The 19,171-nt window shown below is 50.6% G+C and carries 15 protein-coding genes; 4 read left to right on the top strand and 11 right to left on the bottom strand.

The window, feature by feature from the left end; genetic code table 11:
* Positions 1-68 precede the first annotated feature (68 nt).
* Positions 69-1,163, top strand: coding sequence for an acyltransferase family protein (locus tag NP589_RS05175; RefSeq protein WP_256606031.1), 1,095 nt, complete (start codon positions 69-71; stop codon positions 1,161-1,163).
* An 8-nt stretch (positions 1,164-1,171) separates the two neighbouring features.
* Here NP589_RS05175 and NP589_RS05170 read toward each other — a convergent pair whose 3' ends face one another.
* Both NP589_RS05170 and NP589_RS05165 read right to left on the bottom strand, forming a co-directional pair.
* A complete protein-coding gene (locus tag NP589_RS05170; protein WP_256606030.1) occupies positions 1,172-4,852 on the bottom strand; it encodes a hypothetical protein in 3,681 nt (1,226 codons plus the stop codon).
* A gap of 297 nt (positions 4,853-5,149) precedes the next feature.
* On the bottom strand, positions 5,150-6,844 hold the full coding sequence (locus NP589_RS05165; protein WP_256606029.1) for an FHA domain-containing protein: 1,695 nt from the start codon (positions 6,842-6,844) through the stop codon (positions 5,150-5,152).
* A 420-nt stretch (positions 6,845-7,264) separates the two neighbouring features.
* Here NP589_RS05165 and NP589_RS05160 point away from each other — a divergent pair, with 420 nt between their 5' ends.
* On the top strand, positions 7,265-8,116 hold the full coding sequence (locus NP589_RS05160) for a glycosyltransferase family A protein (protein WP_256606028.1): 852 nt from the start codon (positions 7,265-7,267) through the stop codon (positions 8,114-8,116).
* A gap of 172 nt (positions 8,117-8,288) precedes the next feature.
* Here the strand turns inward: NP589_RS05160 and NP589_RS05155 are convergent, their stop codons facing one another.
* The 9 genes from NP589_RS05155 to NP589_RS05115 all read right to left on the bottom strand — a co-directional run bounded on the left by NP589_RS05155 (position 8,289) and on the right by NP589_RS05115 (position 18,269).
* On the bottom strand, positions 8,289-8,744 hold the full coding sequence (locus NP589_RS05155; RefSeq protein ID WP_256606027.1) for a transposase: 456 nt from the start codon (positions 8,742-8,744) through the stop codon (positions 8,289-8,291).
* Positions 8,745-9,110: 366 nt separating this feature from the next.
* Positions 9,111-10,121 carry a hypothetical protein gene (locus tag NP589_RS05150; RefSeq protein WP_256606026.1) on the bottom strand — a complete coding sequence of 337 codons (1,011 nt, stop codon included), beginning with the start codon at positions 10,119-10,121 and terminating at the stop codon, positions 9,111-9,113.
* A gap of 37 nt (positions 10,122-10,158) precedes the next feature.
* The gene (locus NP589_RS05145; protein ID WP_256606025.1) at positions 10,159-11,571 is read right to left on the bottom strand and encodes an MBOAT family O-acyltransferase; all 1,413 of its coding nucleotides are present in this window, start codon (positions 11,569-11,571) and stop codon (positions 10,159-10,161) included.
* Between the two features lie 122 nt (positions 11,572-11,693).
* On the bottom strand, positions 11,694-12,680 hold the full coding sequence (mltB, locus tag NP589_RS05140; RefSeq protein WP_256606024.1) for a lytic murein transglycosylase B: 987 nt from the start codon (positions 12,678-12,680) through the stop codon (positions 11,694-11,696).
* Positions 12,681-12,687: 7 nt separating this feature from the next.
* A complete protein-coding gene (gene rodA / locus NP589_RS05135; protein WP_064036194.1) occupies positions 12,688-13,818 on the bottom strand; it encodes a rod shape-determining protein RodA in 1,131 nt (376 codons plus the stop codon).
* The gene (gene mrdA, locus NP589_RS05130) at positions 13,815-15,665 is read right to left on the bottom strand and encodes a penicillin-binding protein 2 (protein WP_256606023.1); all 1,851 of its coding nucleotides are present in this window, start codon (positions 15,663-15,665) and stop codon (positions 13,815-13,817) included. Before mrdA ends, rodA begins: the two co-directional genes overlap by 4 nt.
* Positions 15,666-15,671: 6 nt before the next feature.
* On the bottom strand, positions 15,672-16,160 hold the full coding sequence (gene mreD, locus NP589_RS05125) for a rod shape-determining protein MreD (protein ID WP_256606022.1): 489 nt from the start codon (positions 16,158-16,160) through the stop codon (positions 15,672-15,674).
* A complete protein-coding gene (gene mreC / locus NP589_RS05120; RefSeq protein WP_256606079.1) occupies positions 16,147-17,043 on the bottom strand; it encodes a rod shape-determining protein MreC in 897 nt (298 codons plus the stop codon). The genes mreD and mreC overlap by 14 nt, the downstream gene beginning before the upstream one ends.
* Positions 17,044-17,225: 182 nt before the next feature.
* Positions 17,226-18,269 carry a rod shape-determining protein gene (locus NP589_RS05115; protein ID WP_020484718.1) on the bottom strand — a complete coding sequence of 348 codons (1,044 nt, stop codon included), beginning with the start codon at positions 18,267-18,269 and terminating at the stop codon, positions 17,226-17,228.
* Between the two features lie 114 nt (positions 18,270-18,383).
* Here NP589_RS05115 and gatC point away from each other — a divergent pair, with 114 nt between their 5' ends.
* Both gatC and NP589_RS05105 read left to right on the top strand, forming a co-directional pair.
* Positions 18,384-18,671 (top strand): Asp-tRNA(Asn)/Glu-tRNA(Gln) amidotransferase subunit GatC, encoded by a 288-nt coding sequence (gene gatC / locus NP589_RS05110; RefSeq protein ID WP_256606021.1) that lies wholly within the window; start codon positions 18,384-18,386, stop codon positions 18,669-18,671.
* Between the two features lie 8 nt (positions 18,672-18,679).
* A partial coding sequence (locus NP589_RS05105; protein ID WP_256606020.1) for an amidase occupies positions 18,680-19,171 on the top strand: 492 nt, incomplete at its 3' end.

Below are 19,171 nucleotides of genomic sequence, written 5' to 3'. Positions count from 1 at the left end.
AGCCGCTATTGGTTTGTAATTTAATCACTTTTACCCTCGACCCAGCATCAATAACCTAAGCAATAAATATGATAAATATCGCAAGTTGGATCCGCAATACTTTCGAAATATCCCATATTGGCCATAACGCCATTCGCTCGATGGAAGGCATACGCGGCTTTGCGGTGTTTCTGGTATTTCTGGTTCACTATGTGACATTAATCGAACCATGGCTGCTGACAAATTCGATTACTCACGTAATTGCGAGAAACATTCATACCATCGGCAATACCGGCGTTGATTTGTTTTTTGTATTAAGCGGTTATTTGATTTACGGCATGCTGATAAAAAAGCCTACCGAGTTCAAAAAATATTTATACCGCAGAATACAGAGAATTTATCCAACATTTACCGTAGTCTTTATTATTTATCTGGCACTTTCGTTTGCTTTTCCGTCCGAATCGAAAATCCCCAACGACTGGAAAAGCGGATTTGTTTTCGTGATGCAAAATTATTTGCTGATGCCCGGCTTGTTCGATATTACTCCTATTATTACCGTAGCCTGGTCATTGAGCTATGAGTTTTTTTATTACCTGTTGATTCCGTTACTAATAACGACACTTAAGCTGCGCTCTTGGCCGAGAAGATACAGGATATTATTATTCTTATCGGCATCAATTATATTATTCAGCTACTTTTATAATCACAGCGGCCCAATTCGCTTACTAATGTTTATTGCCGGAATAATTTTGTACGAAACTGTCGAAAGCGGTTATTTAAAACACTTCCCGCCCATAGGCTTGCCAGCTTTAATATTGGCTATTACATCATTCGGAATAACCAGCTACTACCCCATCAATATTTCATTAAAGTACTTATTACTTTACGCGCTGTTTTTTATTTTCTGCCTGGAATGTTTTTGCATGTCAGGATTTACCAATTATTTATTTACATCACCCTACCTTAGATGGCTGGGCAACATGAGTTATTCTTATTATTTAATTCATGGCCTGTCATTAAAAGCTATTTTCATGGTATTTGCCAAACTACTTCCTCCCCATCACGGCAGCGAACTAATATTCTGGATGGGTTTAACGCCTATTTTCCTGATTACCTTATTACCTTCGAGCGTATTATTTTGCTGGATAGAAAAACCGTTTTCCTTGCAAAGACACCACAAATAAGCCAGATTTTAATCGCGGAGCAAATTTAGATAGTCAGCGCGCGACAACAGATAGACAGGGCTGGATGAAATGGAAACATTGGCCTTGCCTGCACTATCGACCGCCAAGTCTCGAACGTGCCCGACCACATCCACCACCACCCAGGCCTTTTTCGGGTCTAACTGTATGGTCCGGACGCTACTGGAGTCGTCCGCGCGCCAGATCATCAAGGTGTCGCCAAAATAGGCGGCCTGTATATTGCCATCCTTGGTATCGATAGCACGGTAAGGCAGCCCGTCGATCAGCGCACCGGCGGTATACATCGCCGCCTCGCCCGGCTTATGGCCCAAGGAATAATCCCAGATGCGACCATAAGCCAAATCATATTCGTGGACAATACAAAATGCCACGCCCAGATAATCCTGGCGACTGTTGACCCAGGCGATGATTTTCGCCACCTGCTCCGCCTGCCAGCGCCGGCCACTGAAGCCGTGCATGGCCTTGGCACCGGTTTCGCCCAACCAGAACGGCAATTGGTTGCTTCGGCCCAGGCTGGCATAGGTTGCCAACACACCCCGCTCATCTTCCGTATCGCCATTGCCGATCGGGCCGCCAAAACGCGGCGGCTGTTGCGGGTAGGCATGCACGTCCCAGGCATCCTGATAATTATCCAAACCCAGTTGCAATACCTGTTTAAACCAATCGCCCTCGCCCGGCCTGACCAGGCTACCGCCGACGACATGCGCATCACTGCGCGCTTGATGGGCCAACTGGTATTCCCATTTGGCTCGTTCGAGCCAATGCGCCGGCTCGCGCAGCTTTTGCCACTCGGCTTCATGGCGAATATCGATCTCGTTAGTAGCTTTGAAAAAGCGCGTATACGCTGCCGCACTATTGATAAAGTTTTGGCTGTCGCCCGGCTTGTCGTTCAGCCAGTTGCTGTCGCCTGAAGAATCGGCGACTAGCTGTAAGCCGCGCTGCTTGGCTTGTTCCCAAAGCGGCCGGTATTGGGAATCAAAGCCCGGATAGCTACCGTAGCTTCTGAAAATCCCCATGCGCTCCAACCAGGTAAAGTAGCCGCCGGACTGCCGGAAACTTTTATCGCCGTCGGCAAGGGCGTAGTAATCGTTGTTCCAGAGTTTTTTTTGCGCCAGCCGTTGTTTTTGGGCGGCATTGCCGCCGACCACACTAAAGCCGTCGGCTGGATAACGCATGATCAAGCGGCCATCGTTTGTATACAAGGATGGATATACCGCGTAATAGCCCGGCTCAAGCAACTTGCCGAAATCGGCTTCGACCTGACCGGGAAAGGTGTCGCTAATTTCCCTTGCGGCGATTTGTTTGCCGTTGTAATCGACCAGACGCAGACGTAACTTTGCAGGGAAACGCAATAACGGCGCCGATAATGTCATTTCTTCCAAAACGGGTTGCCAGCGTAAATCTACTTTTAGCTTCACTGCGTCGCCTGGATGCGGCAGATTGGCCGGTGCGTCAACGAACACGATAGGCCGCAATTTCGCAGCAATCCGTTGCAAAGCCAGATCGGCATCGGGGTCGGCGACTTGGGTTTTCACGCTTTCCAGCGGTCGCCCGGCCGCATCGGTAAACACGCCGGAGAAATGAAAGCGCTGGCCTTGATCATGTTGCATCACCAGTTTAAGCAGCAGGCTATGCCAGCCGGGCGTTAGGTTTAGTGTCGCCACTTGCGGCGTCTGCGCGAGCTCCGCTGTAGCGCTTGCCAGCAAGCCTTCCGTGGTTAAACCGTGCAACAGGGCGTTGACTTGGACGCCGATAGACTTGGGTGCGCCAGGCTGGGGCGTTGGATCATCATTAAATGTCAAATTCTGACCATCCAGCCAGCCTGCAGAGTTGATACCGGAATGTCGCAGATGCAGTTGCGTTTGAATGGGCTGCTCGGCGTATACATAAAGCTGGGCATAGCCCGTGCCGCGCGACCAGCCATAGGCATGCTGGGTACTGGCTTCTATGTCGGTCTCGCCGTTGGCCTGAGTTGTTGCAATACGCCAATTACGCATTTTGCCGCCCATCATTTCCAGGCTCAGATAGGGTTGCTCGGGATTGGGTCGCAAGATGGCTTCCGTGTCCAGGCCGAACACCGAGACGCCGGCCTGCCCGTCCTGTAAGCCGCCGACCAGCCAAGCGTGTGGAATACCATTGCTCATAGGTGTCGGCTGCAGGGGAGTAACTTGAGCGGGTTTCGGCATAGCGCCAAATTTGCCGGGTTCAGCCAGAAATTTGAGCACCTCCGTTTCATTAGCAGGCTGAGTCAGTGCGCCAAGCACGGTAAAGTGATCGTCGGCGATTACTGCTGCGGGCAACGTCTCGATATTCAATTGCCGAGCCAGCGTTTCGGCTTCGGGGCCGATCAGATAAGTCACCGGCAAATGTTCATAGACAGGCCGCGCCGCATCCGCCGCCAAGCCGCGAAACAATGTCTCGGCATTTTCACCGTTGCCATCCAGCAGATAAAGGCGACGCGGGCCTGCGGCGGCAGGCTTGGTCAAAGCCAGGAAGCGATTTCTGGCCTGAGCTTGTTCGGCGGACATCCAGTCACCTAGCGGTTTATCCAGTTTCAATAAAAAGGCATCGAAGACTTTGGCGCCGTCCGCCTTGCCGCTATTTTCAATTTCCAGCCAATGGTCGCCGGGCAGTAAGTTGATAGTCGTAGATGCCGGCAACCATTGATATTCCCACGGCGTGGAGTTGGTCAACGCCAACTCGGCGCGAGTCGCCAGATCCTCAGGCTTGGCGCCAGCCTTGACGATGAAGTTTTGCTTGACCTGCGACACCTCCCCGCCACTTTTATAGCGGGCTTGCAGCCGGTACTGCCCGGGCTTCAGCGTTGCCGGCAACTTAAACCGAAAACGTCCGCCCCAATCGCCAAAACCCTGATGAAACAATAGCGCTTCGTCATTCTCGATAGCCAAGGCGCCGGTATTAGCGCCCGCCGTGGCTGAACCGGCGACTAGTTCAAGATAGGGCGGCTTTGGCAACGCTGCCAAGGCCGGTGCTTTACCCAATTCCAACAGCACGACCGGCTGTTCGGCGCTACCCGCCAAAGGCAGTGCGGCCCACGGCGAAGCCAACAAAAACGCATCGAACACTTTGGCATCATGGCCGTTGCCGCTATTGCGAATCTCGACCACCTTATCGTCGGCTTGCAGCGGCACCGTCACATCGCCGGTAATCCAGGAATATTCCCAGCCCTTGGGTTTGAGCGACAAACTGCCGCGCAAGGCCAACCGGCCCACATCCGGCCCGGCCCAAACTTCGAAAGCCTGCACACAAACATTCGGATCGCCACCCTGTCGCCAGCGCGCCCAGAATTGGAAATCGCCCACGACAGGTTGACTTAAATTGAATCGAAAAGCCGTTTGCCATTGGCCAAAGCCTGAATGCAGCACGTTAACGGCGTCAGGTTCGACTTGCCAGCTAACACCAGCTTGCGGGTCTTGCTGCGCGTGGCCCTGTATGAATTGAACACCGGGTAACGAGCGAGATTGTGTGTCAGGCACGCTGCCCAGGTCCAGCAATAGTGCCGGTTGCTGCGGCGTGTGATTGATAGGTAGATTGAATGTGTCATTTAGCCCGGCCTGACACACACTAGAATTAGCCAATGCCAGCAAGCAGGCAAAAATAAAACTGGAAGAGGCCGAAAACAGCCGAATGAACACAGCACAGGGAGACATCGCAAATCCTTGTCGATTGTAAACGCCCGAGACCAACCCGGGGGCAAACACATCCTTGTTGGTGCCATGATAAAACAGCTAGACGAAAATTTCCGCTTTAGTCCGCCCGGCTTCACTGATAGCCTTTGGCTAAAGAACTTCTTTAACCTACGAAATAATCATTGGGCCTTGCGCCGCATGTATAACACCCAGTATGTCTAAACACGGCTATTGCCTATTGGCATTAAACTCGCCTTAGCTCGCAGCTCAAATTAAACCAATATTAGTCGCCGAAAACCGCCGAAGTAGAGCAAAAACTCAATTGACGGCCTGAGATATTTGTAACAGCGGCGGATTGAAGTCGAAACCGAAGTGTTTTGGGTCTTCGCCTATTACTGCCGCCGAGACGATGTAAAACACATAATCGTAGGTTTCTACCGGGATTTCGTATTGTTGGATGAATTTCCAGAAGTTGCGGTCGCGCGGGTTGTCCGGCATTTTTTCTACCATCCCCCGGACTTTGTTATGGCCGTAGTTATAGCTGGCCATCACCAATAATCCCGATGCCTGCGCCTGCTTGCTGTAGATATATTTCAGGTATTTCGCACCGGCTTGGGTGGCCTGCGCGAAGTCGAAACGCGCATCCTGTTCGTCGTATTCTCTGACATTCGCCAGCGGCCCGGGCGGTAGACCGTATTCCTGGCCGGTGGTAGCCAGGAATTGCCAGGCACCCTTCGCAATCCCAAAACGAGTCTCCGGCCCTATCGCTTTAGTGTCGTAATTGCTTTCCTGTAGCGGCAAGTACATAAAATACGCCGGCAAGCCTTCCTTATCCAGCGCATCCAAGACCATGGTGCCATATTGGTTGTCTTGCATGTTTTTAATGGCTACGCGCAACCGGGCGGTATCCTGCCAGTTCTTGATGTATTGCCGCACTTGTGTGACAAACTCGTCCGGCAGTTCCAACTCACTCTCACCAAAGCCTCTGACCACGCGGGTAATCAACTCGCGCTCGTATTGTTCATCGGTCGGAAAACTCAGGCGCAGAAAATCGATTTCTTTTAGATACTCCTGATATTTGGCTTTCATCAGTTTCAACTTCTTTCTTTCCTCCGCTAGACGTTTTTTCTCTTCCAGAATTTTTGCCTGTTCGGCTTTGATGCGCTCTTGAGAGACCTTTAATTTTTCGTCCTTTACTTCCTCTAAGGCTTTGGCCAAGGACTCGACATTCTCCGCCAGCCGTATGTCGGCTTGCGACAAACTGACTTCCAGGGTTTTGACGTCGTAAAACATGTTGATCGCCAGCTTGCGGGCATTATCCAGCGCCAGATATTGATAGGTCACCAAGCCGGCGGATATGACAAACAAGATCCCTAAGGACCAAATCAGCTTTTTATAGTTTCTGGTTCTGACCGTTCTATCCTCGCGGATCACCCGCCGCACCATGCGGGTGTAATCGCCCATATCCGCCGACTCTTCCTCGGACAACAGGCGATTTTTGATGGCATCGGCCGATAAGTTCTGTTGCGGCTTGGGAGACGGGGCCGTGGGCTGACTTAAAACAGGCGTCTGCGCGGCGGCAAATAAGGTGGCGTCGTCTTTTGGCGTGAGTAAAACGGGTTTTGCATTTGCGGAGCTGATTTTTAGCTGAAACGGCGAAACGCCCAGGTCCAACAACACTGGCAAGTGCAATTTGGTTTTAGCGGCCAGCCGTTGTTTGTCCAGATAAACGCCGTGCGTGCTGTTTAAGTCAACCAGCCACCAGCCATCGGGCTCGCGCTTGATTTGCATGTGATGCCGGCTAATCGATTGATCATTGACGACCACCGAATTCTCTTGGGCACGACCAACACTGAAACTGTTTTCGAAAGCATGATTGGCGATCACTTCTCCGCTAATATTCAGCAAATCAACCAGAAGCGTCCCGGGCTTGGCCAATACCGTGCGATCGGTATCCACTTCCGGTGTTTTAAACGGACTAACGCCCATGAAAACGGTTTTATCGTCTTCCATCAACTTGCCTCATCGTTACATTGCTCGCGCCAAACCTTGCTAAGTCCATATTAAAAACATAGTCTAAGCTAAAGCGCTTGTTACGCTACCTTAATTTGGCATGTTGCCCTCTTTTGAATTGTCTGAGCCAGAATCAATTAATCTCCAAGGATTAGTTGAACATCATCCATACCCGGACTTCCGTCTTTGAGTACCTAGGTTGTTGGCTCTTAGGGGACCAATGGGCAGATTCAAAACCCAAGTACAATACCCAAAATGCCAGTAGGTTTGTCTCCCAAAAGGAATGAAATAAAAAATTGGCAGCACTAGGAATTTGAAATTATTATACAATCAAACTAAGCTCAAAACCCTACAATAATTACCTGCCAATTTACTTAAATCAGTGTTATTAGATATTAGCCACCAACAAACATCAATATAATGCGCAAATCTCTACCTTCAATACCAATAAGAGCCAAGCAATTTCCTAATTTTATAAAAAATATATTTATTAGAACCATATTGCTTTTGCAAAATACGCATTCGCAGCCAACATTTCATTTATGTTATTTCAGTTGTAACTCTTATTTCAAATATCTGTATTGTTCTTTACACAGCCTGTTAAAATTTTCATCAAATCATAATTTTAAAATTTATGTATTTAATGATAATGAACAACCTTTATCAGATGCTCAAATTTTATCTATACAAAGTCTAATTCCTGGAACAAAGGTTATACCTTGGCCAAAAAGTATGGGTTGGGGAGCTAATCAAATCAAGACAATTTGGCAAGCTTATGAAAAAGTTGCAGAACATGCTTTAGATAACGACATTGTTGCCCGTGTAGATTCCGACGTTTTTTTCTTTAATGATATTATTTTCCGTGCTGTTGCTAAGAGTGATGCAGATTTAATTGGAGATGGGCATTATGTTAATTTTGAATATACCCAAGGCGGATGCTATTTTTTTAGAGCTGATGCCATCAAAAAAATAGTCAAATTATTGGCAACAGAAAACATTGAGAGCTTACTAGGCGAAATCGAGCCAATTGTTGAAGATATTGCTGCTCATCATTTTGCCCGGCACCTTAAACTAAAGATATGGCTAACTTGGTTTATGATGTTTCCTGATGAATTACGTAATGCAGGAGGTATTACAAAATGGATGAATTGGAAATTTAGTTGTCTTCATTTCGTAATGAAAAATAAAAAAGCTATGCTAACAACATACCAGAATGAACTTCTACAGATCCAAGAGATTGACAGCTTTAGTAAAATAATTGACACCGAATAATTAATCGATACAAATACTCAATCCTGTCAACTAAAGCCCTAAGGAACCTCTGAAAAACAACCATTTTGAACGGCATTCACTGTCAAAGTGAGTAAAAAATTTCAATATTCGCTCGATTTTTGATCAAACCATTGGTTGTTCGCGAAGAACTCGCCCGTTTCCGGGTCTATTTTCAAATTTCGGACGCAATCAGACTCCGACGTTCATAAGCGTCACCGCGCAGCACGTTGGCAATCGCCGTCAGGAAGGTCAAACTCGCCGCGTTTGTGACCAAGCACCGATAGCGATTCTTGGCATAACCAAAACGAATTTTGATATCCCGAAACACGTACTCGACCTTAGCGCGGCGGCTTGCTAGTTCGCGGGCAGCCTGGCGCAGTAGCTGGGCCTGCTCGCAATCGTCTTGGGTTAACTGGGCCAATTTGCCCGGACGCATCGCAATCACGCAGACCGGGGCGCTTTCGCTGGGCATCTCAGAACGTTTGTCCAAGCCTTGATACCCGGCATAGCCGTGTACAAATTGTTCCTCACCGTGCAGCAACGACGCGGCTTCGACAATGTCGCTAAGGATGAGTCGGATTAAGCGACGGCGGAGCAGCAGGAGTTCGGCGACACAGAGGTGCGGCATATTGGGAATGGTTATGGGCTTACCACAGTTATCCCTTCTGAGTTTTAGCAGGCCAGCGAAAACACAGAAGCAGTTACCGCCCAACGATTTTGAGGCCTCAAAAAAATGTGGAATAGACAATTTAAAAATGATGGCCTTTTCCCTGCCCAACAACGACGATACTCGAAAGGTTGGTGTGCGATCTGAGTCTGGAAGACCGAATCCAAGCCATATAGCGATCTAGTAAATATTCCCCTGCTTCTCTTGTACCATGGGAGCACTTAACCTACCGGAGGACCCAACAGAAATAGGCTTCGACAAACTCAGCCCAAACCAAATACCTACAATAAATAGAGTTTGATTCATCGTTTTTTCCCAGCGCCGAATTCAAAAAACCGCTTTGGCTTTCAATCCCGAAACCAGCTGTTCGGTAAAAGTCTGCTTATCTCGCACATCCAAATGCGAGCCATCCGGCAATGCAAAGTTTAAAGCCGGATAATCCTGAGAATTAAAAGTAATTGCTCGGCTATGGGCGGCGAATACATCCCAGCCGAATTGGCGCGGGCTACGGTGCTCATCGATAGCGAAAATCAATCCCGTCATCGGGAAATTGATAAAGGCGATTTTGCCGCCCCGGTCCAGAATCCGGTCGGTTAGGCGATTGACGTAGAAAAACTGCTCCGGCGCATAATGAGTCGGCGCCGATTGTTGCAAGGCGTCGATCACCAAGCGTTCGAAATCGGCTTGCGAAGCCACTTTAGTGAGATCGACCGTTTGCCCAAGGTTGCGTAACACCCGCTGAATATAAAACATCGGTTGTTCGACCAATTGATAATCGGCGTCGCGTTGCCGATTGGGTTTAGTGCTGAGATAAAGCGGCCTAACCTTGCCGGGCGTGTTCAAGCGTATCAGCAGGTCGCTGGCCGGCATGCCGCTGGCGTATAACGCGGACCATTGTTGCACTTGGCTTTTCAATAGCGTTTCGAGTTTGGGCGCCACCAAGGCTTGGTATTCTCGGTGATAAAAATCTATCCATTCGTTAGCACGGTCGGTATGCTGCTTTTCTACCAACTTCCAGACATCGCCGGACACCAGCACGGTACCGGTGATACTCTCATCAGCAGCCAAATCCGCCAACACCGGTAAAAACTCCGAACCGTCTATGGCCAGTTGCACCGGTGTCAAACCGGTTGTGGCAGCCAACACATCCAGGTCCATATCTAGTTGCATGCGCGAGTCGCCGACTAAAATCAACGCCTGCTTGCCCAACAAAACGGCTTTGCTGCGCTCGGTGGCCCATAATTCCTTGCTGTCCTGCACCGTGGGCTGAAAGCCGATTTGCCGTAATCTCAGCTCGACGACCATTAATAACAGCACCCCTATTAACGTGCCAATCAAAAAGCTCTGTTTAAGATCTTGCCGTGGCAAGCGATCACTAGAATTGGAAGTAGATGAATGCACGACTGTCACCCGTAGAAAAAATACCCACACAAACCATCAACAAGGCGATGACGCTGGTTTTGACCATGGGTGAGAAATTATCGAATCGTTGTTCAAGCCTGATTTCCCGACTAGCCATGTGCCAAATCAGTGTTGTAGTCATAACTACCACAACGACCACTCTGTTAAGCATGGCTAATTCGCTACTGCCGGTCGTATTGGTCAGCGCCTCTACTAATGCCGCTAAATTGTCGAAACCTTGCGCGCGAAACGGAATCCAGGTCAACGACACGATTACAAATGTCAGCAAGATCAAAACCAATTTTGGCGCCAGCCCTGTTGGACGATAAGCCGTGATTTGTTTGATGCCGTGTTCAATGATCAGAAACAAGCCATGCAAACAGCCCCAGACCGCAAAGGTCCAGGCCGCACCATGCCACAATCCACCCAAAATCATCACCAACACTAAATTAAACGCGGTCCTGATCGGCTTGCCCCGGCTACCGCCCAAACTAAAATACAGATAATCCCGCAGCCAACTGGACAGCGAAATATGCCAGCGCTTCCAAAAATCCGAGAACCCCAGCGCGCCGTAAGGGCAATGAAAATTATCCGGCAAGCTAAAGCCCAGGGTCAGCGCAGCACCAATTGCGCATAAGGAATAACCGGCAAAATCAAAAAAGATTTGCCCGGAAAACGCCAGCACCCCCAACCAGACATCCAAACCTGGAAACGCGCTGGGCGTCGTGTAAATCTGATCGACTACCGGTGCGAGGGCAGTGTCTGCCAAAATAGCTTTAGCGAATATTCCGAATAAAAACAGCGTCAGTCCCCAAATAAATTGTTCGCTGGTGGCTTTTTGCGGGGTTTTACACTGAGGCAAGAACTGCGGTGCACGGACTATCGGCCCGGCCACCAGTTGCGGAAAAAACGTCACGAACAAGGAAAAATCCAAAAAACTGCGCTCGGCGGGCGTTTTGCGTTGATAAACGTCCAGCGTGTAGGACAAGGTCTGGAAGGTATAAAAAGAAATACCGATCGGCAACACGATGCTCAAAGGCAGCGGTTGATATTTGATCCCCGTTAATCCGAGCACAGCGGCAAAACTTTGATTCAAGAAATCCGCGTATTTGAAAAACCCCAGAAACCCCAGATTCACCAACAAACTAATCGTCAGCAAGCCTTTACGGCGTTCCTGGTTTTTCGAGGCCGCCATGGTTTTGGCCAGAAAAAAATCTACGGTCGTGGAAATCCACAGCAACACCACGAACGGTGGATTCCAGGCCGCATAGAACAGGTAGCTGGCTATTAGTAAAACAATTTTTTGCGCTCGCCAATTGCTTATCGAGTAATGCAGAGCTAAAACGACTAGCCAAAAAATCAGAAACAAAAACGAATCAAATTGCATAGGCCCGCTGCCAAGTGAAACAGGGCCGATAGCATCGACCCTGTAAAGTCAGATATAAGCGCTACCAGCAAGTCTGGTTTTGCCAGTGCCGGACAAGAATAGTCCATCAATGGCAGTCATGCTTAAGAAGCCTTACGGGCGGCAATGGCCTGGCTGAGTTGATACACCGCCATCGCGTAAAGCGGGCTGTGGTTGTAGCGGGTAATCACATAGAAATTATGCAGGCCTACCCATAAATCTTCGCCAACCTGCTGCTGGTAAGCCAACAGTTTGACAGTTTCGCTAGAGGCTAATTGCGTCGGCGCATCCACCCCTAAGCGGCGCAATTCGCCGACGTTAGTATCGGGTTTAACGCCCTTGCCTAGCGCTTGCCGATAAGCGTCGCCGCGCGCAGTGACCGGGTAAGCCACAGCCCCGCCGGGTTGCCATTGGTTACGGACGAAATAATTAGCCACGCTGGCTATCGCATCGGCGCTATTGGTCCAGATATTCCGTTTACCGTCCAGATCAAAATCCTTGGCGTAGCCGCGAAAACTGCTGGGCATGAACTGCGGCAAGCCCATCGCCCCGGCGTAAGACCCCATCGGTTGCAGCGGGTCAATATGCTCTTCGCGGGCTAACACCAGGAATTGTTCCAACTCTTTCAAGAAGAACTCGCTGCGCGGCGGATAGGCAAAACCCAAAGTCACCAGCGCGTCGATCACCCGGTATTTGCCGGTATGCGCGCCGTACTTGGTTTCCACGCCGATGATGGCGATGATGATTTCCGCCGGCACACCGTATTGGCTTTCCACGGCTTTCAAGACTGCTTCGTTATCTTTCCAGAACTGCACGCCTCCGGCGATGCGCGCTTCGGTCATGAAGATCTCGCGGTATTGAAACCAAGGCTTACCTTCCGCTGGTTTGGACATCGCATCCAGGATCGGCTGCTGGATTTGCACCATTTTGAACAGATTTCGCAAATCAGCTTCGTTGAAATGCTGTTGTTTAACCATGTTATGGATAAATTGTTTGAAGCTGTCGGTTTCTGCCACCTCGGCGGAGGCCGAACCTGCCCCCAGTATCGTGGCGGCTAACACCCAGGCGGATAGTTTCTTGTTGATATTCATAAGCCAATTAAACGGGTAGTAATTTACGGTGAGTATGTATGGACATCAGGATACCGAAACCGGCCATCAAGGTCACCATTGAGGTGCCGCCGTAACTGACCAGCGGTAGCGGCACGCCGACCACCGGCAATACGCCGATCACCATGCCGATATTCACAAAAACGTAGACAAAAAAAGTAAACGCCAAGCTGCCGGCCAACAGGCGCGAGTAGGTATCCTGGGCTTGCACGGCGATATAAAAACACCGGCTGATGACCAGCAAATACAAAACCAGCAGACCGACGCAGCCGAACAGGCCAAATTCCTCGGCAAACACCGCAAAGATAAAGTCGGTGGAGCTTTCCGGTAAAAAATCCAGCTCCGCCTGACTACTGCCCAGCCAGCCCTTGCCGTTGATCCCTCCGGAACCGATAGCAATTTTCGACTGGATGATATGGTAACCGGCGCCCATCGGATCGGCCTCCGGATTCATAAACGTCAATACTCTATTGCGCTGATAATCGCGCATAAAATGCCACAACACCGGCGTCAAAGACGCCAGTAAAGCCACAATGCCCAGCATGAACCACCAGGATAAGCCGGCGAAGAACAATACCGCCGCACCGGAGCTGGCAACCAGCAACGAGGTCCCCAAATCCGGCTGTTTGGCAATTAGTAAAACCGGCACAATCAACAACGTCGCTGCACCCAACACATGTTTAGGCTTGGGCGGCAAGGCGCGTTCCGACAGATACCAAGCCACCATCATCGGCGCGCTGATTTTGGTAAATTCGGACGGCTGAAAACGAAAGAACCCAAGATCCAGCCAGCGCTGAGCGCCCATACTGATCTGCCCCATCACCGCTACCGCCAACAACAGCAGCACACAAACGGTGAACAGGGCCACTGAAAAAGTTTGGAAGCGGCGCGGGTTGATATGCGCCAACACGATCATCAATAAAATCGCGAAACCCATGCGGGTGGCGTGTCGAATCAACAAGGGCACTTCCTGGCCGCCGGCACTGTATAAAATCACAAAACTGGTGGCGCAGATCAGTAACAAGCCGATGAACAGCGGAATGTCGATATGCAGCTTTCTGAGCAAATTTCCCAGCAGCGACGGCGGCTGGAATTGTTCGTTGCGCATTTCGGTTCTCATGGCTGAGCATCCTTTTTCTGATTCAGATAGGCATCGATAATTTCGCCGGCAATCGGCGCCGCCACCGAACCGCCGTGACCGCCGTGCTCGGCGATGATAGCCACGGCGATTTGCGGATCGTGCACCGGGGCAAAAGCTATGAATAAAGCATGATCGCGCATTTTAAAGTCGATGGCGTCTTCGTTGTATTTCTCTTCCTGCTTGATGGTAAACACTTGTGCCGTACCAGTCTTGCCGGCAATTTGATAGGTAATGGCCTTGGCCAAGCGGCCGGCGGTACCCCTGGAACCGTGCACCACATTGGTCATGCCTTTAATGATATTTTCGACATTCTGCGTTTTCAACGGGATCAAGGCATCGGCTTTACCGCCGATCATGTCGGCATAATCGGCGCTAATAATACTGTGCACCAGATGCGGCGTGATCACCTTGCCGTAGTTGGCCAACGTCGCCGTGGCATGCGCCAATTGCAGCGGCGTGGCTTGCGTGTAGCCTTGCCCTATTCCGGTAATCAACGTCTCGCCGGGAAACCAGGCCTGACTACGGTAATGTTTTTTCCATTCCTTGGACGGCATCAAGCCGTCCACTTCGCCGACCAAATCAATCCCGGTTTTGCGGCCGAAACTGAATTTATCCATAAATGCATGCATTTTATCGATGCCTAGTGCCAGCGCCAGATCGTAGAAATACACATCGCAGGACTGGGTAATCGCATCGTTCATGTCGACCATGCCGTGCCCCCATTTTTTCCAGTCACGGTATTTATGATCGACATTCGGCAATTTGTAATAGCCGGGACAGAATAAGCGGTGGTTGAACTCGGTGACGCCATATTCCAAGCCGGCCAACGCTAAAAACGGTTTGACTGTCGAGCCAGGCGGGTACTGGCCGCGCAAAGCCCGATTATAGAGCGGCTGATCCGGCGAATCCTGCAAGGCCTTGTATTCTTTGCCGGAAATACCCGACACAAACGGATTGGGGTCAAAACCGGGCCGGCTGGCGAACACCAGTACGCCACCGGTTTTAATTTCAATCGCTACCGCCGCGCCGTTGTATTCGGATAATGCGTCGTAAGCAATTTTTTGCAAATCGATATCTAAGGTCAAATAGATGTTGGACCCGGCTACCGGCTCCACCGTCGCCACGGTATTGACTGCCCTGGCTTGCGCATTGGTTTCAATTTCTTCGTAACCGGCGGTACCTAACAGATGTTCTTCGTAGGTTTTCTCAATACCGGTTTTGCCGATATGGTTGGTGCCGCGATATTTCGCCAGCGGCAGAGTCCTCATCTCCTGCTCGTTGATCCGCCCCACATAGCCCACGACATGGGAAGCCAAATCGCCGTAGGGATAATGCCGCACCAAACGCGCGTAGACATCGACACCGGGGAAATACGGCCTAACCACGGCAAATTTCGCCACGTCCTCGTCGCTGAGATTTTGCAATAAGGGCGTGCTGGTAAAGGATTTATTGCGTTTGCGCTGCTTTTGAAACAAATCGATTTTTTCTTCGGAAATGTCCAGCAGCTTCTGCAATCTGGCTAGCGTGTCGTCGATATTTTCGATCTGTTCGGGAATAAGTTCCAAACTGTAGGTTGGCACGTTTTCCGCGAGCATCCGGCCCTTGCGGTCGTAAATCACCCCGCGGGTGGGGGGCAAGGGCGATATCTTGATGCGGTTATCCTTGGACAGCGTCGCATAGTGCTCATGCCCGACGACCTGCAAATACACCAAACGTAACACCAGACCGGCGATCAAAAACAGGATCAGGATAAAAGCCGCGACGATGCGGCTTAAAAATAAGCGGCTTTCGGCGAGCGGGTCTTTGATGGCGAATTTTCTATCCATGCCCCATTAAACGATGCGCGCCATTACCCGGATATAGCGCAGCACCACAAACACCAGCGGCCACACCAAGGTTCCGGATAACACCGGATACCAAAATGCCAGGGGCAGGCGATTGCCGGCTTGCATGCTTTCCGTGCCGAAAATAATGCTCTGCGATGCAAACAAACACAAAAACACAAACACGCATTGCTGCACCATCGGGAATTGCCGCAAACGCCGGTGCTCGTTGATACTGAAATAGCAAATCAGCGCATAGATCAAGGCGTACTGGCCAAGCAAGCGCCCGGTTAACACATCGGTCAACAAACCTATCGACCAAGCGCTGAACACGCCAAACCGTTCAGGCAAGGCAATGGACCAATAAATCAACACCAGTACGATCCAGTCCGGATTGAATACATCCATGCTCGGAAACAGCGACATGACCCGCAGCACCATCGCCCCGCCTATGGTGGCGAAGAAGTAAACAGTGGCGGCAAAATCAAGGCGCGACATTCTCTGCACCCTTGGGTTCGGGTTCTACCGGGGCTTTGCCCGGCTCCCCTAACACGACCGGCGTGGAGTGACTCCAGACGATCAAAAACTCGCGGCTTTTATCCAATTCCGCTTTTGGCGTGGCGTAGATATTGGCAAAGGATTTGTCCGGCCTGGCTTCGAACTTATCGACTACGGCCACCGGGTAACCAGCCGGAAACACACCGCCAAGCCCTGAAGTTACCAGCAAATCGCCAGGCACGATGTCGGCGTTATTAGCCAGAAACGGCAAATGCAGGCGATTGGGTTGACCGGTGCCGAAGGCGATGGTGCGCAAACCATTGCGGTTGACTTGTACCGGTATGGCATGATCCGGATCGGTGATCAGCATCACTTCCGAGCTGGACGGCAAAGCCCTCACCACCTGGCCGACAATGCCATTGGCATCCAACACCGGTTGTTCAGGATGCACGCCAAAACGCGAGCCTTTGTTGACCACCACGGTATGCTCATAAGGGGCCAGTTTTACCGACACCAGCTCAGCGACCAACACCTGCTCACCAAGCTGAAAGGAGTTTTCCAACAGCATCCGCAGACGGGTATTTTCTTTTTCCAAGGCCGCGAATTTCAGCAATTTCGTGTCATTTACAAACTGGGCCTCTTTCAAACGCCGATTTTCTTTTTGCAATTCCACAAAAGAAATGACCGTTCCGGAAACCGTCTGGTAAAAATCGACCGGCAGGCTGGCAAGCGACTGTAATGGATAGGTAAACACCGACAACAAGGAGCGTAACCGCTCCAGGCGCTCACTACGGTAATCGATCACTAACATCGAAATGGATACCAGTAATGCCACCAGTAAACGGGTATTAAGCGAAGGGCCTTTGGCAAATAAGAGTTTTATGGCAAACCTCTAACAATCAAAACGCGACAAGCAAGACCGGCACCCATCGACGCGAAAGTAAGAACAATCAACCTCCGCTGACCGGCATATTATGTGCCGAGCGGCATAAATTTCATAGAAAAGGCCGCTGTAGCCACTTTGCGCGGTTACAGCGGCCTTTCAGAGATGTTTGGCAGCGGCGCTTATTCCAAAGAAAACGCCGAAGCACCTTTAGAATCCAACATTTCCAACACCATGCCACCACCTCTGGCCACGCATGTCAAAGGATCGTCGGCAATATACACCGGCAGACCGGTTTCCTCGGAAATCAAGCGATCAATATCCTTTAACAACGCACCACCGCCAGTCAAGACAATACCCCGGCTGGCTACGTCCGCACCCAGCTCCGGAGGGGTTTGTTCCAGCGCGACTTTCACCGCGCTGACGATACCTGATAATGGCTCTTGCAAGGCTTCCAAAATTTCGTTGCTGTTCAGCGAGAAACTGCGTGGCACGCCCTCGGCCAGATTACGGCCGGTAACTTGCATTTCCCGGACTTCGCTGCCGGGATAGGCCGCGCCGATTTGATGTTTGATTTTTTCGGCGGTCGCTTCGCCGATCAAGGTGCCGTAATTGCGGCGTACATAGCTGATGATCGCATCGTCGAAGCGGTCGCCGCCGATTCGGACTGAGGCGGAATAAACAATACCGTTCAAGGAAATCACCGCTACTTCCGAAGTCCCTCCACCGATATCCAGCACCATAGAACCATGTGCTGTATCCACCGGTAAACCCGCGCCAACAGCAGCGGACATCGGCTCTTCGATCAAATACACTTCTCTGGCGCCGGCCATGGCTGCCGATTCGCGAATCGCCCGCCTCTCCACTTGGGTAGAGCCGCAAGGCACGCAGATCAAAATCCGCGGACTAGGGCGTAACAATTTGTTTTCATGCACTTTTTTGATAAAAAATCGCAGCATGCGTTCGGTAACCGCAAAATCGGCGATCACGCCGTCTTTTAGAGGCCGGATTGCGGTGATATTGCCGGGCGTACGGCCCAACATGCTTTTGGCATCGGCACCGATGGCGGCGATGGTTTTTTGGCCGCGAATTTTATCTTCTTTAATCGCCACCACGGAAGGCTCGTTGAGTACGATTCCCTGGCCTGGAACATAAATTAACGTATTTGCCGTCCCTAAATCGATCGACAAATCATTGGAAAAGAGGCCACGAATTCTTTTAAACATTTTATGCAGTACCCTAAGCGCACACGGAAAATCCCACTACTTTAACAATCAAGCAGGTATTTGAGCAAGATATAAAGTATCATAGTTTTACTAAGAAAACCTGGAGTTAGAAGAATGTCGTTAACGGCGAATGACGTTAAAAAAATCGCTCACCTGGCAAGGCTGGGCATTGCTGAACAAGATGTCGAACACTATGCAAAAGACCTATCCGGCGTACTGGAATTAATGACGCAGATGGGCCAGTTAAACACCGACGGCGTGACGCCGATGGCGCATCCGCTGGACCAAATGCAGCGCCTGCGCGAAGACGCGGTGACCGAGACCGATCAGCGCGACCATTTCCAAACCATCGCCCCGCAAACAGAAGCCGGATTGTACCTGGTTCCCAAAGTCATCGATTAAGGACGATTATGCACAAAAAAACCCTTAGCGAACTGGCAGCCGGGCTGCGCAGTAGAGAATTTTCCAGCTTTGATCTCACCCAATTCTTCTTGGACCGCATTAGCCAGCACCAGGACCTGAACGCATTTATCACCGTTAGCGCGGAAAGCGCGTTGCAACAAGCGCAAACCGCAGATCAACTGCTTGCTGCCGGCACCGCCGGACCACTAACCGGAATCCCCATCGCCCAAAAAGACATTTTCTGCACGCTAGGCACTAAAACCAGCTGCGGCTCAAAAATGTTGGACAATTTTATCGCCCCCTACGACGCCACAGTGGTTGAACACTTCAACAGCGCTGGTGCAGTGATGTTGGGCAAATTGAACATGGACGAATTTGCCATGGGCTCGTCCAACGAAAACAGTTTCTACGGCCCGGTGCGTAATCCCTGGGCGACCGATTGCGTACCCGGCGGCTCGTCCGGTGGCTCAGCGGCCGCAATTGCTGCGCGCCTGGCGCCG

Source organism: Methylomonas rosea (assembly GCF_024505055.1).
Lineage (GTDB): Bacteria > Pseudomonadota > Gammaproteobacteria > Methylococcales > Methylomonadaceae > Methylomonas > Methylomonas rosea.
This window is presented reverse-complemented; position numbering and strand designations above follow the sequence as displayed.

Coding starts and splice junctions, on each gene's coding strand:
- mreD (WP_256606022.1), bottom strand. CDS start 16,160: ATGTCGCGCCTTGATTTTGCCGCCACTGTTTACTTCTTCGCCACCATA.
- NP589_RS05115 (WP_020484718.1), bottom strand. CDS start 18,269: ATGTTTAAAAGAATTCGTGGCCTCTTTTCCAATGATTTGTCGATCGAT.
- NP589_RS05160 (WP_256606028.1), top strand. CDS start 7,265: ATGCGCAAATCTCTACCTTCAATACCAATAAGAGCCAAGCAATTTCCT.
- NP589_RS05165 (WP_256606029.1), bottom strand. CDS start 6,844: ATGGAAGACGATAAAACCGTTTTCATGGGCGTTAGTCCGTTTAAAACA.
- NP589_RS05170 (WP_256606030.1), bottom strand. CDS start 4,852: ATGTCTCCCTGTGCTGTGTTCATTCGGCTGTTTTCGGCCTCTTCCAGT.
- mrdA (WP_256606023.1), bottom strand. CDS start 15,665: ATGGATAGAAAATTCGCCATCAAAGACCCGCTCGCCGAAAGCCGCTTA.
- mltB (WP_256606024.1), bottom strand. CDS start 12,680: ATGAATATCAACAAGAAACTATCCGCCTGGGTGTTAGCCGCCACGATA.
- NP589_RS05175 (WP_256606031.1), top strand. CDS start 69: ATGATAAATATCGCAAGTTGGATCCGCAATACTTTCGAAATATCCCAT.
- gatC (WP_256606021.1), top strand. CDS start 18,384: ATGTCGTTAACGGCGAATGACGTTAAAAAAATCGCTCACCTGGCAAGG.
- NP589_RS05155 (WP_256606027.1), bottom strand. CDS start 8,744: ATGCCGCACCTCTGTGTCGCCGAACTCCTGCTGCTCCGCCGTCGCTTA.
- NP589_RS05145 (WP_256606025.1), bottom strand. CDS start 11,571: ATGCAATTTGATTCGTTTTTGTTTCTGATTTTTTGGCTAGTCGTTTTA.
- rodA (WP_064036194.1), bottom strand. CDS start 13,818: ATGAGAACCGAAATGCGCAACGAACAATTCCAGCCGCCGTCGCTGCTG.